This window comes from Pseudonocardia sp. N23 (genome assembly GCF_002583555.1).
In the GTDB taxonomy this organism is placed as follows: Bacteria; Actinomycetota; Actinomycetes; order Mycobacteriales; family Pseudonocardiaceae; genus Pseudonocardia.
Map to the genome: position 1 here is coordinate 246,306 of NZ_BEGX01000077.1, position 14,029 is coordinate 260,334.

Consider the following 14,029-nt stretch of genomic DNA (forward strand, 5'->3'; position numbering starts at 1 on the left):
CCGCCGACGATCTCCGGTACGAGCCCCGGTCGTGAGTGGCGATGGCCGCTGCAGCGACCATCGCCACTCACAGGAGGTCGGCGTACTCCGGGTGCTTCTCGATCCAGCTCTTGACGAACGGGCAGTCCGGGCTGACCCGCAGGCCGCGGGCCCGGGCGGCGTCCAGGGCGCCGCGGGCCAGCGCCCCGCCGAGGCCGCGGCCGCCGAAGCGGTCCTCGACCTCGGTGTGGGTGAAGACCATGACGCCGTCGTGGAGCCGGTAGTGCGCCCTCCCGGCGACCTCGTCGTCGACCAGGATCTCGAACCGCGAGCGGCCCGGGCGGTCGACGACGACGGGATCGGTCACGAGCTCGCCCCGCCGAGGGCCCCGTGCGGCACGTAGGTCGCGGGGATCACGCCCAGCTTGCCCTTCTGGTAGTCCTCGAACGCGGTCCGCACCTCGGCCTCGGTGTTCATGACGAACGGCCCGGCCCACGCGACGGGCTCCCGGATCGGCAGCCCGCCGAGGACGGCGACGTCGAGGCCCGGGAGCCGCGACTCCTGCTGGTTCGCCCCGTTGACCGTGATGACGTCACCCGGTCCGAGGACGACGAGCTGACCGGTGGTGATCGGCTGCCCGTCGGGCCCGATGCTGCCGGTGCCGGAGAGCACGTAGACGAGCGCGTTGAAGTCGCGCCGCCACGGCAGCCGCAGCTGTGCGCCGGGGCTGATCGTCGCGTGCATCATCGCCATCGGGGTGCGGGTGGACCCGGGTCCGGTGTGTCCGGCCAGGTCACCGGCGATGACGCGGACTAGGGCGCCGCCGTCGGGGGTGGTGAGCAGTGCGGCCTCCGCGGCGCGGAGGTCCTGGTACTTCGGCTCGACCCACTTCTCGGCCCTGGGCAGGTTCACCCACAGCTGCAGGCCGTGGAACAGCCCGCCGCTCGCGACGAGTGCCTCCGGCGGCCGCTCGATGTGCAGCAGCCCGCTGCCGGCGGTCATCCACTGGGTGTCGCCGTCGGCGATCGTCCCGCCGCCGCCGTGGGAGTCCATGTGCTCGAAGGTGCCGTCGATGATGTAGGTGACGGTCTCGAAGCCGCGGTGCGGATGCCACGGCGTGCCCTTGGGCTCGCCGGGTCCGTACTCGACCTCGCCCATCTGGTCCATGTGCAGGAACGGGTCGAGGTCGCGCAGGTCGACGCCCGCGAAGGCGCGCCGGACGGGGAAGCCCTCGCCCTCGTGGCCGACGGGTGCGGTGGTGACCGAGCGGACGCGGCGGTCCAGGTCGGTCGGGCCGGGCTCGGGGATGCGGGCGAGCGTGGTGACGTCGGCGACTGTGATGGCCGGCATGACGACCTCCTAGACGATTGAGCGTGCAACTATCTTGCTGAACCGCGTCGTGGCCGCGTGCATTCCCGCGCCGGTCCCGGCCCGGCGTCCGGTCCCGGCCCCGCGCCCGGGCTCACCGCAGCACCGTGCGCACGTGCGCGGCCAGCGCGGTGCCGTCGTCGACCGCCGGGCCGTGGCTGAACGCCAGCACCGCGTGGTCGACGTCGGCGAGGCGGCGGACCGTCTCCCGGCAGCGTCGGGCGTCGTAGCACAGCGCGGCGGGCGAGACCCGCATCCGGCCGACGTTCATCAGCGCGTCGCCCACGACCAGCACCCCGCTCGGCCCGTGCAGCAGCGCGACGTGGCCCGGGGTGTGCCCGGCCGTCGCGAACACGTGCAGGCCGTCGTCGAGCACCTGGTCGTCGACGAGCTCCTCGGCCACTGCGACCGGCGGGAACGTCGCCTTGCCCAGCCGTGCCACGATCCGCCCGCCGCGGGTCGACGGGTCGAACCGCGGGCCGGCGCCGGCGAGGGCGAACGAGACGTCGTCACCGTGGACCGCGACCGGGGCGCCGGTGGCCGCGGCGAGCGCGGCGGCACCGCCCGCGTGGTCGGGATGGGCGTGGGTGACGACGATGCGCCGCACGTCCGAGGGCTCCCGCCCGATCGACGCGAGCCCGGCCAGTACCCGTCTCGGTGCGCCGGGCAGCCCGGTGTCGACCAGCGTCACGCGCCGGCCGTCGCCGCCGGAGAAGACGAACGTGTTGAGCCACGGCCCGGGGACGGTGGGCAGGCGCCAGGCACCGTCGGCGAGCGGGATCGCGAGGGCGGCCATGTGGGCGGAGCCTAGCCACGGGGGCGGAGGCAGGCCCGTCGGCGGACCCTGGGCCACACTGACGCCATGCCCGCCCTGGACGACGACGAGTGCCGCGCGCGTGCGGCCGCCGCGCCGGTCGCCCGGCTCGCGACCCTGCGAGCCGACGGCACCCCCCGGCTGGTGCCGGTGACGTTCGTGCTCGTCGACGGCCTGGTCTGGATCGCCGTCGACGACGTGAAGCCGAAGTCCGGCAGGCGGCTGGCCCGGCTCGCCGACGTCGACCGCGACCCGCGGGCCGCCTTGCTCGTCGACCACTACGACGACGACTGGGACCGGCTCTGGTGGGTCCGCATCGACGGCGCGGCCGACGTCCGCGACGCGGCGGACTGCGCGCCGGCGGTCGACGCCCTCGTCGGCAAGTACCCGCCCTACCGGCGTTCGCGACCGCCCGGCCCGGTGCTGGTCCTCACGCCCGGGGCGTGGGCGGGGTGGACGGCGTCGCGCTGATCCGGGCCACGAACCCGGCCACGGCGGACAGCGTCTCCTCGCGGCGCTCCAGGTGCGGGGAGTGCCCGCAGTCGAGGAGCACGACCTCGACGGGCCCGGACGACCGCTCGCGCACCGCCTCGACGTGGGCGACGGTGCCGTAGGGGTCGGCGGTGCCCTGCACGGCCAGCACCGGACAGGTGATCGCCGGCAGCTCCGCGGTGATGTCCCACGCCCGGAACGCGGGATCGAGCCACACCCCGGCCCAGTTGCCGAACACGACGTCGGGGTCGTCGTGGTGGCGGGCCATCCGCGCGCGCAGCGTGCCGTCGTCGAACGCGGCGCGTGTCGCGGTGATCGACGTCAGGCCGGCGTCCTCCACGAACACGTGCGGGGCGATCACCACCGCGCCCACGAGCGGCAGGTCCGACGCGGCGGCGAGCAGCGCGATCGAGCCACCGTCGCTGTGCCCCAGCAGCACCGGGCGTTCGACGTGGAGCGCGGCGAGCACCTCGGGCAGCACGTCCCGGGCCTCCGACGACATGAAGCCGGGGCCGCGGCGGTGCCGGGGCGCCGACGAGCGGCCGTGGCCGAGCCGGGAGAACACGATCGTCCGGCGCCCCGTGGCGGCGGCGACGTCGTGGTGGAACCCGCGCCACAGCCCGACGGACCCCAGCCCCTCGTGCAGCAACACGATCGCCGGGTCCGCGCCGGGGACCTCGTCGTACTCGACGCGTCCACCGGCGGCGCCGAGGAATCCGTGCCGCACGGCCGCGATGCTAGCCGAGCTGCACCACCAGCTTCTTCGGCGCGATCTGCCGGTAGGCGTCCACCACGATCTCGCCGATCTCGTCCCAGTCGACGTCGACGTCGAGACGCACCCAGAGCCACCCACGACCCCCGACGTAGGGCGGCCGGAAGAACCGCTCCGGGTCGGCGGCGACCAGCTCGTCCTGCGCGCCGGGCGGTGCGGCGCACCAGAACCCGAGCCGGTCGTCGTGGTGGCGGTCGGCGTAGGAGAGGAACACCCGGCGCACGAACCACGTCGGCTCGCCGTGGCTGACCTTCTCGGTCACCTCGGGCAGCGCCATGCACAGCGCCCGCAGCCGGGGGAGGGGATCGGTGGTCGCGTCCACGCCGACACCCTCCCGCGTGGGTCCGCCGCGCGCCACCCCGGTGACTCGCCCGCGTGCGCGCCGCACCCCTACGATGGGCGCCCGACGCGCCCGGTCGCGCGTCCCGCCGGGGGAGGCGACGCTGCAGGACACGGACGGCCTGACCGCCGCGATGATCGAGGCCGCACCCGTCGGGCTGTTCGCCCTCGACGAGCGCGGCTCCGTCCTCGTCTGGAACCCCGTCGCCGCCGAGCTGACGGGCCTGTCCGCCGACCGTGTGCTGGGGCGCAACGGTTTCGGCGCGAGCCAGGCGGGCGGCGCGACCGTCGACGCCGCCGCGGCCGCCGCGGCGCTCGCCGACCTGCGGGCCGGGCGCCGCGCGGAGGGCCGGTTCCCGGCCGCCGTCCCGTCGGGGCGGGTGCTGTGGTTCCGCGCGGTGCCGCGTCCCGGGCCCGGCCCTGCCTTCGTCGGCGTGCTGCGTGACCTCTCGGAGAGCCGGGTCGGCGACGAGGCGTTCGCGCTGCTCGACGCCCTGTGGGAGACGGCACCCGTCGGCCTGGCCTACTTCGACACCGACCTGCGCTTCCGGCGGGCCAACGGCCACATCGCCGCCATCGACGGCGGCACGGTCGAGGAACGGCTGGGGCTCACCCCCGCCGAGGCCCACGGCGAGACCGGAGCCCGCGTCGCGGCCCTGCTGCGCGAGGTCCTCACCGACGGCCGCCCCCGGAGGGGGACGCGGGTGCGCGGCCGGTTGTGGCACGGCAGCGGCCGCGACCAGTCCTGGACGATGGACGCCTACCCGGTCCGCGACGAGGCGGGGACGATCATCGGGGTCGGGCTCGTCGTCGTCGACCTCACCGAGGCCGAGAACACCCGCGACGAGCTGGCCGCCGTCGCCGCCGAGCGCCAGCGGCTGCTCGTCCGCTACCAGAGCCTCGTCGAGGCGACGAGCGCCGCCGTGTGGATCCGGGCGGCCGACGGCAGCGCCGCCGAGGACTCCCCGAGCATGCGGGCCATCACCGGGCAGACCGCCGAGGAGTACCTCGGCTGGGGCTTCCTCGACGCCATCCACCCCGACGACCGTGCCTCCAAGCGCGCGGCGTGGCTCGACGCCGTCGACACCGGTCGCGGGTTCGCCCACACCGCGCGGCTGCGCAGCGCCCACGGCGGCTGGAAGTGGCACCGGGCCCGCGCGGTCGCCGTCCGCGACGAGACCGGCCGGGTCGTGGAATGGGTCGGTACCGAGAGCGACATCGACGCCGGGGTCCGGGCCCGCCAGCGCCTCGAGGTCCTCGCCCGCGCCACGCAGGCCGTCAACGCCGCGCACGACTCCGAGGCCGAGCTCACCGCGCTCGCCGAGACCGTCGTCCCCGAGTTCGCCGACCTGTGCCGGGTCTACCTCGTCGACACGACCCCCGGGACAGGTGGCGGCGTCACCGGCGCGCGGTCCGTGACCCGGACCGCGCCCGGATTCGAACCGCCCCCACCCGCCGTGGAACGGTTCGTCTTCGGCCCCGCCCACCCCGTCGCGCGCGCGGTCCGGGGCCGCACCGCCGTCCTCGACAGCGGCCCTCAGCCGCCCCGCGAGGAATGGGCGGGCACCGTCGAGATGTGGGACTGGGACCACCGGGCCGGCATGCACTCCGCACTCGCCGCGCCCGTCGTCTCCGCGGGCGAGGTCGTCGCGGCGGTCATGTTCCTGGCCTGCGGCGAACGCCCCGCCTACACCGACGACGACCGGGCGCTCGTCGTGGAGCTCGCGGCCCGGGTCTCGGCCGCCGTCGAGCACACCCGGACCGTGCAGCGCACCCGCGAGGTGTCCTTGGCGCTGCAGACGGCCATGCTCACCGAGCCGCCCCGGTCCGCCGACATCGGCATCGGGGGCCTGGAGGTCCAGGCCCGCTATCTGCCCGCCGCGGCCGAGCTGCAGGTCGGCGGCGACTGGTACGACGCGTTCCGGCTGCCCGGCGGTGACCTCGCGCTCGCCGTCGGCGACGTCTGCGGCCACGACCTCACCGCCGCCGCGACCATGGGCCAGATGCGCAGCATGCTCCGCGCCCTGGCCTACGACACCGAACGCGACCCGTCCGACGTGCTCGACCGGCTCGACCGCGTCGCGTCCCGGCTCGGCGTCACCCGGTTCACCACGCTCGTCTACGGCAGGGTGCTGTGGGCCGGCGGGGGCCCTGCGTTCCGGTGGTCGAACGCCGGGCACCCGACGCCGGTCCTCGTCGGTGCCGACGGGGTGGCCCGGCTCCTCGACGACCCGGTCGACGTCGTCCTCGGCATCGACGGCGGCCTCGGCCGCCACGACCACGAGGTCGCGTTGCCGCCGGGGTCGACGCTGCTCCTCTACACCGACGGCCTGTTCGAGCGCCGCCGCGACCCCGACGACACCGCGACCGGCGACCTGATCAGGCTCGTCGAGTCGGTCGCGGGCCTGCCCCTCGACCGGTTCTGCGACGCGCTGGTGCGCAACACCGCCGCCGACACCGGTGACGACATCGTCGTCCTCGCCGTGCGGGCCGGGTCGCCCGACGGCGCGGATCAGTCGAGCTCGCCCTCGGCGTAGACGCGCATCGCGTCACGCAGATAGACCGCGAGCCCGGGTGCGTCCCTGTCGATCGACGCGCTGAACCGCGGGTCGTCGACGTAGAGCTCGCCCAGCCCGATGTAGGCCTGCCGGTCCGGCTCCCAGAAGTGCCGGATCCATGCGTGGTGCTCGGCCACCGCGGCCTGCACCGCGGCATCGTCGACCGCTGCGCCGGACCGCATCAGCTCCGCGATCCGGCCGTTGACGGCCGTGCCCTCGGCCATGACCGCGCGTTGACGGTCGGCGTCCCAGCCGGCGACCCTGCGTTGCGACTCCGCGGCCGTGTCCCCCCAACGCTCCCGCGCCTCGGCGGCGTACGGGTCGTCGGCGAACCCCTCGAACAGCTCCTCGGCTGCCATCTCCTCACCTCCCTGTCGTTCCTCGATGGTGCGGGCGACGGTGGCGGCCAGCCTTCGCAGTCGCATCGACTCCGACAGCAGACGCTCGTGGTGGCGGCGCAGTGCCGCGACCTCGTCGGTGTCGCCGTCGAGGACCGACCCGATGTCGGGCAGGCCCAGGCCGAGCTCGCGCAGCAGCAGGATGTGCTGGAGCCGCTGCAGCTCGGGCCGGCCGTAGAGCCGGACACCGCCGTGGCCGGTCGCCACGGGCCGCAGCAGACCGGTGTGGTCGTAGTGCCGCAGCGTCCGTGAGCTGACCCGGGCCATCCGGGCCACCTCAGCCGTCGACCATCGCATGCACCGACCGTAGAAGTTGACGCTGCGTCAACCGCAACTCCGGACCGGGCCCGACTCGAACCTTCCGCCGAGCTCGGCACGAGGCTGGTTCTGTCCACGATCGAACCAGCCCGACGTCGAACTCGGTGCGGGGAGTGGGCACGGGGCACAGGCGGGTGCCCGACCGGCGGGCTCAGGCCGGGTGGTGGGCCGCCCGGTGCGCGCCCAGCACGTCATGGCCGAAGTCGGACTCCGGGTCCCGCCACACCGAGTGCGCGTGGTTCACCTGCCGCTGGGTGTTGTCGTACTCGACGAGGAACCGCGGTGCCTGCAGCCGGTAGTAGTGCGGCGCACCGCGATCGGTCGGACCCGCCCACGCGACGTGCACGTCGTCGAGATCCGGCCACACCGCCAGCCCGCCCGGCACCCGGTCCAGATAGGTCGCGAGCAACGCGGTCAGCAGGTCGCGGCCCGCCGGGTCGAGGGCGGCGCCGGGGACCCCGCGCGGCGCACCGAGCGCCAGCGTGTCGTGGTCGACCTCGTCGTAGCCGCTCGCCTGCTCTGCCCCCTCGCTCATCGCACCGAGCCGGTCGGCGAGGCGGGCCTCGCCGAACCGGCCCCGCCAGATCTCGGTGAGCAGCAACATGCGGTCGCCGACCTCGATCCGCGACCTGTTCCCGCCGACGATGTCCGACGGCGCCCGGTCCAGCAGCACCGCGTCGGCGGCGAGATCGGCCGGCAGCGACCGGACCAGCTCGCGTGCGATGTCCTCGGCCCCCGCCAACGGACGCAGCGGCGCCGGCCCCAGCAGCGGTGACGAGGCCGGGTCGGCCCCGAGGAAGCACGGTGTCGTCGACACCACGCGCCCGTCGACCACCAGGTTGTTCAGCGACACGTGATGGCCGCCGAACCGCCACGCCCATGCCCCCGACGAACCCGGCTCCCCGAAGACCCGCAGGTAGTAGCACTGCGGATCACGGCCACGCTCGCGGCCCCAGTCGACGCCGAAGCCCTCGACGCGGTCGAGCACGTTCTCCAGGCCGAGGATCGTCGACACCGTCACGTAGCCCGCGTGCGACAGCCCCGACGACACCAGCCGCATCGCCCGCGACTGCTGCGCCGGGCGCATCTGCCCGAGCGTCAGCCCGCCGTGGTCGGTCGGCGTGTAGTACCAGCGCAGCCGTTCGGAGTCGGCCTCGGCATCGGACCCCGGTGTGCCGCGGACGGCGACGGACCGCTGGTCCGCGTCGAGCGACTCCAGCCATGCCCCGGCGGCCTCGGCCATCTGCGTGGCGACGGTGCGGGCAGTCTCGTCGGCGGTGACGACCATGACGGCGAGCCTACGACGGACCCACCCGTAGAGTCGCGTCCCGATGATATTCGCGGGGACATTCGCGGAGCTCGCCGCGCGCGCCCGGGCCCTGGCCGGCGACGGCACGAGTCGCACCCTGCTCGGCATTGCGGGCGCACCCGGGTCCGGCAAGACGACGCTGGCCCGTGCGCTCGTCGCCTGCCTCGCCGCCGACCCGCCGCCCGGTGCGGCTCCGGGGCAGTGGGTCGCCCACGTGCCGATGGACGGCTTCCATCTCGCCGACGTCGCGCTGCGCCGGCTCGGCCGCGCCGGCCGCAAGGGCGCCCCCGACACGTTCGACGCCGCCGGGTACGCCGCCCTGCTCGGCAGGCTCCGCGCCGACGACGCGGAGGTCACCGTCTGGGCGCCACAGTTCGAGCGCGACCTCGAGCAGCCGCTGGCGGGGGCGGTCGGGGTGGCGCCCGCCGCCCGGCTGGTCGTCACCGAGGGCAACTACCTGCTGCTCGACGACCCCGCCTGGCGGCCCGTCGCGGACGCCCTCGACGAGGTCTGGTTCTGCGCCTCCGACGAACGCGAGCGGCTGCGCCGGCTCGTCGCCCGTCACGTCGAGTTCGGCAAGAGCCCGGCCCACGCCGCCGCGTGGGTCCGCGACGTCGACGGCCCCAACACCGACCTCGTCGCCGCGACCGCCGGCCGGGCCGACCTCGTCGTCCCCGGCGACGTGCTTGCGGGCCTTGGGCCCGCCGGTCAGTCGGCGTAGCCCGCCGGGCCGCCACCGACACCGCCGACACCGCCCGCGCCACCGGCGCCCGCGCGGCCCACCCGGATGTCGCACCGGATCGCCACGGGGTCGATACCGGTCAGGTCCGCGATCAGCCCGCGGGCGGCCTCGTCGGCCTCCGCCATGTCACGCACGCTCGTCGCGGCCTCGAGGTCCGGGACGTAGAGCACCATCCGGCGGTCGGCCATCCAGGCCACCACCTCGAATCGGCGCTCCTCGGCGCTCGGCAGGCCCACCACGTCACGGTATCCGGGCGCGCAATCCGTGGTCACATCCGTGTGAGCATCGGCAACCGTGCTCAGCCGCAGGGATCGGCCAGGGTGCAGGTGCTGGGCGCCGTCGTCGTGACCGGTGGCGTCGACGGGCCCGGCGCGTCACCCGGCGGAACCGGCGCCCCACCCACGGCCCGCGGGTCCGGAGGCACCGTCACGGGCACCCCGGAGACGTCGGTGGGTGGCGGGGTCGTCGGCGGGGGCGTCGGGGTCGTCGTCGCCGGGGTCTCCGGGTCCACGCCCGGCGGCTTGTCCGACGGCGGCTCACCGATCGGGTGGTAGGGCGCGAACGTCTCCGGCGGGTCCTGCTTCGCCGCGCCCGTCATGAAGTCCTTCCACACCGCACCCGGCACCGAGTCACCCGAGATCGGGGTGCCGTCGGCCGTGCGGATCGGTGAGTTCATGTCCGTGCCGATCCACACCGTCGCCGCCACCTGCGGGGTGAAGCCGCTCATCCAGGCGTCGTTGTTCTGGCCGTCGAACCGCGACTGCACCGTGCCCGTCTTCGCCGCGACCTGGCGCACCCCCGGCAGGCTCAGCCCGTCGTTGCCCGCGACGTCGAGCATCGCCTCGGTGACGTTGCGCGCCACCCGCTCCGGGAACCGGCGCTCCCCGTCCGACGGCTGCGCCTCGTACAGCACCCGGCCGTCCGACGTCACCACCTTCGAGATCATGTGCGGCACCCGGTACACCCCGCCGTCGGCGATCGTCGCGTACGCCGACGCCAGCTCCAGCGGGGTGACCTCCTTGTTGCCCAGCGCGATCCGCTCGTCAGGATCGGTCAGCGGCGACGTGATGCCCGCCGAGCGCGCGGCGTCGGCGACCTTCTGCGCGCCGATCTTCCTCGACAGCGTGGTGAACACGACGTTGTTCGAGATCGTCATGGCCTGCTTGACGTCGCAGCGGTCGCAGTCGGCGCCGTCGGAGTTGCGCAGCCCCGGCACCGCCTTCCCGTCGAACACCTCGCCCAGCCCGATCGGCGGGTCCTGCACCAGGCCGGCCAGCACGACGAACGGCTTGAACGTCGACCCCGCCTGCTTGCGGACCTTCGCGTAGTCCAGGCCGACCCCGTTGTCACCGCCGAAGTAGGCCGTGATCCCACCCGTCGACGGGTCGACCGCCACCACCGCCGACCGCAGGTTGTCCGGCTGCCCCGCCAGGCCGGCGTGCGCGGCGTCGACCGCCTCCTGCTGGCGTTCCGGGTCGATCGTCGTCGTGATCCGCAGGCCCTCCTGGCTGAACTCCTGGTCCGTGATCCCCAGCGCGCCGAGCTCGTCGCGCACCGCGTTGACGACGTGCCCGCGGCTGTCGGCCGGCGCACCCCCGCCCACGACCTTGCGTGCCACCGTCTCCGGGAACACCGCCTGCGCCTTCTCCGACGGCGTGACCCAGCCCTGCGAGGACATCCCGTCGATCACGAACTGCCAGCGCTGCAACGCCTTCGCCGGGTCGATCGCCGGGTCCCATCGCGACGGCGACTGGATCACCCCGGCCAGCAGGGCGCCCTCGGCCACCGTCAGCTGGTCGACGTTCTTGGCGAAGTAGGCCTGGCTCGCCGCCTGGATCCCGTAGGCGCCGCGGCCGAAGTAGATGGCGTTGAGATAGTCGCCCAGGATCTCGTCCTTCGACCGCTCCTGGTTGATCTTGACCGAGACGATCATCTCCTTCCACTTCCGGAAGAGCGTCGCCTCGTCGCCGACCAGTGTCGTCTTGACGTACTGCTGGCTGATCGTCGACCCGCCGCCCGTGCCGCCGCGCACCTGGTTCCACGCCGCCCGCAGGATGCCGGTCAGGTCGAAGCCCGGGTTGGAGTAGAAGGTGCGGTCCTCGGCCGCCAGCACCGCCTGGCGCACCTGCACCGGGATGCGGTCGACGGGCACCTTGACCCGGTTGCCCTGCTCCGGGACCAGCCGCGCCAGCTGGGTGCCGTCGTCGTAGGACACCAGCGCCACCTGGTTGTTCACCGCGTCGTCCGGGGTGGGCACCGAGAAGATCAGGTAGCCGACGACGAACAGCAGCACCGGCGCGAGCACCACCGTCGCCACGCCGCCGATGATCGACCACTTGATCCGCCGCCGCCGCTGAGTCCGGCGCTCGTCGGTGGTCAGCGGGCGCAGGTGCTGGGACCGGGAGCGGCGGAACCCGCCGCGCAGGGTCTCCGTCAGGTTGCGGCGGCGACCCGCGCGACGCTTACCGGTGCGGGTGGCAACGGTGTCGGCGCTCCCGGCCGCCTCGTCGGGAATGCGCCGGGGGCCGGTGTCGGTGGCACGGTTCCGCATCGACGGCGGCTGCCACCAGCCGGGGCCCGGCGTCCGTCCACGGCCCGACGCGGGGCCGCGGTTCGCGGCGGCGGCGGGGGTCCGGCGGGTCGCGCTGTCGGCTCCCGGCCTGCTCCGGCGATCGGTGCTGTTCCGGCGGTCGTTGGGGGTCCGGCGGTCGGTGGGGGTCCGGGGGTCGGTCGGGGTCCCGCGGTCCTCGCGGCGGGGCTCCGCGGTGCTGCGGCGGTCGCTGTCGTCGTGACGATCGGGGGTGTTGCCGCGTGCAGGCCTGCTCCCGGAGCGGCGTCGGCGGTCGGTGCCCTCGCCGGACTTGTCCCGGTCGCTCCCGGGACGGTCGGTGCCGGGACGGTCCGTGGTGTCGGGCCGAGCGCGGCGGTCCTCGCCGCCACGGCGGGTGCGGCGCTCGCCCTGATCAGCGCGGCGGTCGGCCGGGTGACGGTCGCTGGGGCGACGGTCGTCGGGTGAGGTGCCGGTCACCCGCGGCGGTCCGTCGGCCCGCGGTGTCCCCGCGCCGCCCGCCGTACTGCCGGCGGGGGAGTCCGGGCGGGCCCGGTCGTTCCGGGAGGCCTCTGCGGTCCCGCGTCCACGGCTGTCGCTGCGGGCAGGGACATCGCGGGCGGGCCGGTCCGCCGGAGACGCAGTGCCACCCGGGCCCGTGCCGCCCGGGCCCGTGCCGTTCGAGGTCGCGCCGTTCGGGGTCGTGCGCCCGCGCCGGTCGGTCCGGCCGGTTGCAGGTCGTCCGGGGACGTCACGGGTGCCGGACACGGTGCCGCGGGAGGCGTCGTCGCTCGTCCGGCCGGCGAACGCCCCGCGGGGGCCTCGTGACGGAGGAGTGTTCGAAGCGGTCGGCACCCGCGGGTTCTCCTCTCGGCGGCACGGTGGGTCCACGACGCGCCGGGCAGGCCCGGTCGCGAACTGTTCGTGACGTCAACGTGACCCTCCGGCGCCGCGGTGCGGCGAGCCCGGAGAGATCACCCGAATGCAGTCACCGGTTCGGCGCCACATCGTCCCCGGACCAGTGATTCGGCAACTCGGAGTAGTCGGGTACGCCCGACCGGACGCATCATCGCGGTCGGCCTGGTCAGCGGCCGGTTTCGCAGTGGGGGAGCACCGCCCGGCGGAACGGGTACTCAGGGACCTCCGGGGTGTGCGAGGGCCTCTGGATCGCCCACGTGGGTGACGTCGGACCTCGCAGACCGCAGCCGGGCGTCGCCCGCCCTGGCGCCGAGCTCGACATCAGCCCGCGTTGATCATGACCTGAGTGGTTCTCGTGTCGAACTCGGGTCGGGCGCGGCGACGGGCCCGGTGGTGGCGCGGACCAGGTGGATCGGCGCGGGTGGACGATCGGTCCGGCGGCGGACGACCCGGCCCGGTCGGGTGCGTCGAGCATCCGGGGCGGCCCTGCGGTGGGGCAGTCCGGGGACGTGACCGGAACATCCGGACGACCCGGTCACACCGGTGCGAACCCGGGGCGTCGTCAGAAGCGACACGACGCCGTCCACGAGTTGCACCCCCGGATACGACCGAACAGCGGAACAGCGATTCTGCCGAAAGGAGCACTGTAATCACCCGTAAGCGGACGGTAATTGCGCTGACAGGGTCGATCTATCGATCTTGGAATGGCTGTGCGAGAATATTGCGTGATCGCTTTCGCGAGCGCCGTACGCGCCCTGATGGACATTCCGGGTGCGACCTGTGCGTGCGTACTCGACGGCGATTCCGGTGAGGTCTTCGGCGCTATTTCGCACGGCATGGGCGACGATGTCGACACGAGCGTCGTCGCAACGCTCGCGGCCGCTGGAATGCGTCTTTCAGGTGTCCCCGGACACGATGGCGACGACCCGGTCGACGACGTCACGGTGACCTCGCGGCGCAGCTTCCACGTGCTGCGCCCGGTCGATGTGGGGGGTCGCCGGGTGATCGTCTACCTGCGGCTGCAGCGGGGGCGGTCGAACCTCGCCGTCGCCCGCCGCGCCCTGGCCGCACCCGAGGTCACGTCGGCGGTCGCGGCGCTCGTCGATCTCACGGCGGCATCGCGCCCGCCCGCCCGCGTGGGCGTTCCGCAGGCTGTGGCGGACCACGTGCCCGACCGCACCCCCGACCGCGCCGCGCCGTCGCCCTACCCGCGCCAGGTGACGTCGATCCCGTTGCAGTCCAACGGCTACCGCCCCGACTCGCGAGAAGGGCCACGCGCAGGCGGGTCCGCGTCGCGGCCCTCGCCGCCGGCGGCGATGGCCGGCCGCGCGACGGTGGAGGCCCCGCGGGGCGCCGGCGCGATGGGCCGGCCGGGCGAACCGGTGCGGGCCGACACGGCCGAACGGGCGGACCACGGCGGCGGTCGGTCGCCCGCCGCAGCGGCACCGGCGGGCGCGGGCGAGATCCCGGCAGT

Annotated in this window: 14 protein-coding genes; 5 read left to right on the forward strand and 9 right to left on the reverse strand. The window is 74.7% G+C overall.

Features of this window, described 5'->3' with window-relative positions:
- Nucleotides 1-67 precede the first annotated feature (67 nt).
- The 3 genes from TOK_RS22820 to TOK_RS22830 form a co-directional block, all read right to left on the reverse strand.
- On the reverse strand, nucleotides 68-346 hold the full coding sequence (locus TOK_RS22820; RefSeq protein WP_098960020.1) for a GNAT family N-acetyltransferase: 279 nt from the start codon (nucleotides 344-346) through the stop codon (nucleotides 68-70).
- Nucleotides 343-1,329, reverse strand: coding sequence for a pirin family protein (locus tag TOK_RS22825; RefSeq protein ID WP_098960021.1), 987 nt, complete (start codon nucleotides 1,327-1,329; stop codon nucleotides 343-345). Before TOK_RS22825 ends, TOK_RS22820 begins: the two co-directional genes overlap by 4 nt.
- Nucleotides 1,330-1,441: 112 nt before the next feature.
- Complete coding sequence (locus tag TOK_RS22830; RefSeq protein ID WP_098960022.1) at nucleotides 1,442-2,143, reverse strand: MBL fold metallo-hydrolase; 702 nt, start codon at nucleotides 2,141-2,143, stop codon at nucleotides 1,442-1,444.
- A gap of 66 nt (nucleotides 2,144-2,209) precedes the next feature.
- Here TOK_RS22830 and TOK_RS22835 point away from each other — a divergent pair, with 66 nt between their 5' ends.
- Nucleotides 2,210-2,632: a TIGR03668 family PPOX class F420-dependent oxidoreductase gene (locus tag TOK_RS22835; protein ID WP_172457718.1), complete on the forward strand. Its 423-nt coding sequence runs from the start codon at nucleotides 2,210-2,212 to the stop codon at nucleotides 2,630-2,632.
- On the opposite strand, the gene TOK_RS22840 is transcribed toward TOK_RS22835, so the two are convergent.
- Nucleotides 2,592-3,380 (reverse strand): alpha/beta fold hydrolase, encoded by a 789-nt coding sequence (locus tag TOK_RS22840; RefSeq protein WP_098960023.1) that lies wholly within the window; start codon nucleotides 3,378-3,380, stop codon nucleotides 2,592-2,594. The two genes, TOK_RS22835 and TOK_RS22840, sit on opposite strands and share 41 nt — an antisense overlap.
- Nucleotides 3,381-3,390: 10 nt before the next feature.
- Nucleotides 3,391-3,702, reverse strand: a complete 312-nt coding sequence (locus TOK_RS22845; RefSeq protein ID WP_098960024.1) for an MmcQ/YjbR family DNA-binding protein — start codon at nucleotides 3,700-3,702, stop codon at nucleotides 3,391-3,393.
- Between the two features lie 118 nt (nucleotides 3,703-3,820).
- Between TOK_RS22845 and TOK_RS22850 the strand changes: the two genes are divergently transcribed.
- Entirely contained in the window at nucleotides 3,821-6,301 is a 2,481-nt protein-coding gene (locus TOK_RS22850; protein WP_172457719.1) for a SpoIIE family protein phosphatase, read from the forward strand.
- Here TOK_RS22850 and TOK_RS22855 read toward each other — a convergent pair.
- A complete protein-coding gene (locus TOK_RS22855) occupies nucleotides 6,277-7,017 on the reverse strand; it encodes a MerR family transcriptional regulator (protein ID WP_098960026.1) in 741 nt (246 codons plus the stop codon). The genes TOK_RS22850 and TOK_RS22855 overlap by 25 nt on opposite strands.
- Nucleotides 7,018-7,189: 172 nt before the next feature.
- Nucleotides 7,190-8,326, reverse strand: a complete 1,137-nt coding sequence (locus tag TOK_RS22860; protein ID WP_098960027.1) for a DUF3500 domain-containing protein — start codon at nucleotides 8,324-8,326, stop codon at nucleotides 7,190-7,192.
- Nucleotides 8,327-8,369: 43 nt separating this feature from the next.
- Here TOK_RS22860 and TOK_RS22865 point away from each other — a divergent pair, with 43 nt between their 5' ends.
- A complete protein-coding gene (locus tag TOK_RS22865) occupies nucleotides 8,370-9,068 on the forward strand; it encodes a nucleoside/nucleotide kinase family protein (protein WP_098960028.1) in 699 nt (232 codons plus the stop codon).
- Here the strand turns inward: TOK_RS22865 and TOK_RS22870 are convergent.
- A complete protein-coding gene (locus TOK_RS22870; RefSeq protein WP_141566501.1) occupies nucleotides 9,056-9,325 on the reverse strand; it encodes a hypothetical protein in 270 nt (89 codons plus the stop codon). The genes TOK_RS22865 and TOK_RS22870 overlap by 13 nt on opposite strands.
- A gap of 62 nt (nucleotides 9,326-9,387) precedes the next feature.
- Entirely contained in the window at nucleotides 9,388-11,640 is a 2,253-nt protein-coding gene (locus TOK_RS22875) for a transglycosylase domain-containing protein (protein WP_253258568.1), read from the reverse strand.
- Nucleotides 11,641-11,877: 237 nt separating this feature from the next.
- Between TOK_RS22875 and TOK_RS31910 the strand changes: the two genes are divergently transcribed.
- Both TOK_RS31910 and TOK_RS32815 read left to right on the forward strand, forming a co-directional pair.
- Nucleotides 11,878-12,105, forward strand: a complete 228-nt coding sequence (locus TOK_RS31910; RefSeq protein WP_141566502.1) for a hypothetical protein — start codon at nucleotides 11,878-11,880, stop codon at nucleotides 12,103-12,105.
- Between the two features lie 1,175 nt (nucleotides 12,106-13,280).
- A partial coding sequence (locus TOK_RS32815) for a hypothetical protein (protein ID WP_172457720.1) occupies nucleotides 13,281-14,029 on the forward strand: 749 nt, incomplete at its 3' end.

Coding starts and splice junctions, on each gene's coding strand:
- TOK_RS22845 (WP_098960024.1), bottom strand. CDS start 3,702: ATGGCGCTGCCCGAGGTGACCGAGAAGGTCAGCCACGGCGAGCCGACG.
- TOK_RS22865 (WP_098960028.1), top strand. CDS start 8,370: ATGATATTCGCGGGGACATTCGCGGAGCTCGCCGCGCGCGCCCGGGCC.
- TOK_RS22855 (WP_098960026.1), bottom strand. CDS start 7,017: ATGCGATGGTCGACGGCTGAGGTGGCCCGGATGGCCCGGGTCAGCTCA.
- TOK_RS22835 (WP_172457718.1), top strand. CDS start 2,210: ATGCCCGCCCTGGACGACGACGAGTGCCGCGCGCGTGCGGCCGCCGCG.
- TOK_RS22875 (WP_253258568.1), bottom strand. CDS start 11,640: ATGCGGAACCGTGCCACCGACACCGGCCCCCGGCGCATTCCCGACGAG.
- TOK_RS22830 (WP_098960022.1), bottom strand. CDS start 2,143: ATGGCCGCCCTCGCGATCCCGCTCGCCGACGGTGCCTGGCGCCTGCCC.
- TOK_RS22825 (WP_098960021.1), bottom strand. CDS start 1,329: ATGCCGGCCATCACAGTCGCCGACGTCACCACGCTCGCCCGCATCCCC.
- TOK_RS22850 (WP_172457719.1), top strand. CDS start 3,821: ATGGGCGCCCGACGCGCCCGGTCGCGCGTCCCGCCGGGGGAGGCGACG.
- TOK_RS22860 (WP_098960027.1), bottom strand. CDS start 8,326: ATGGTCGTCACCGCCGACGAGACTGCCCGCACCGTCGCCACGCAGATG.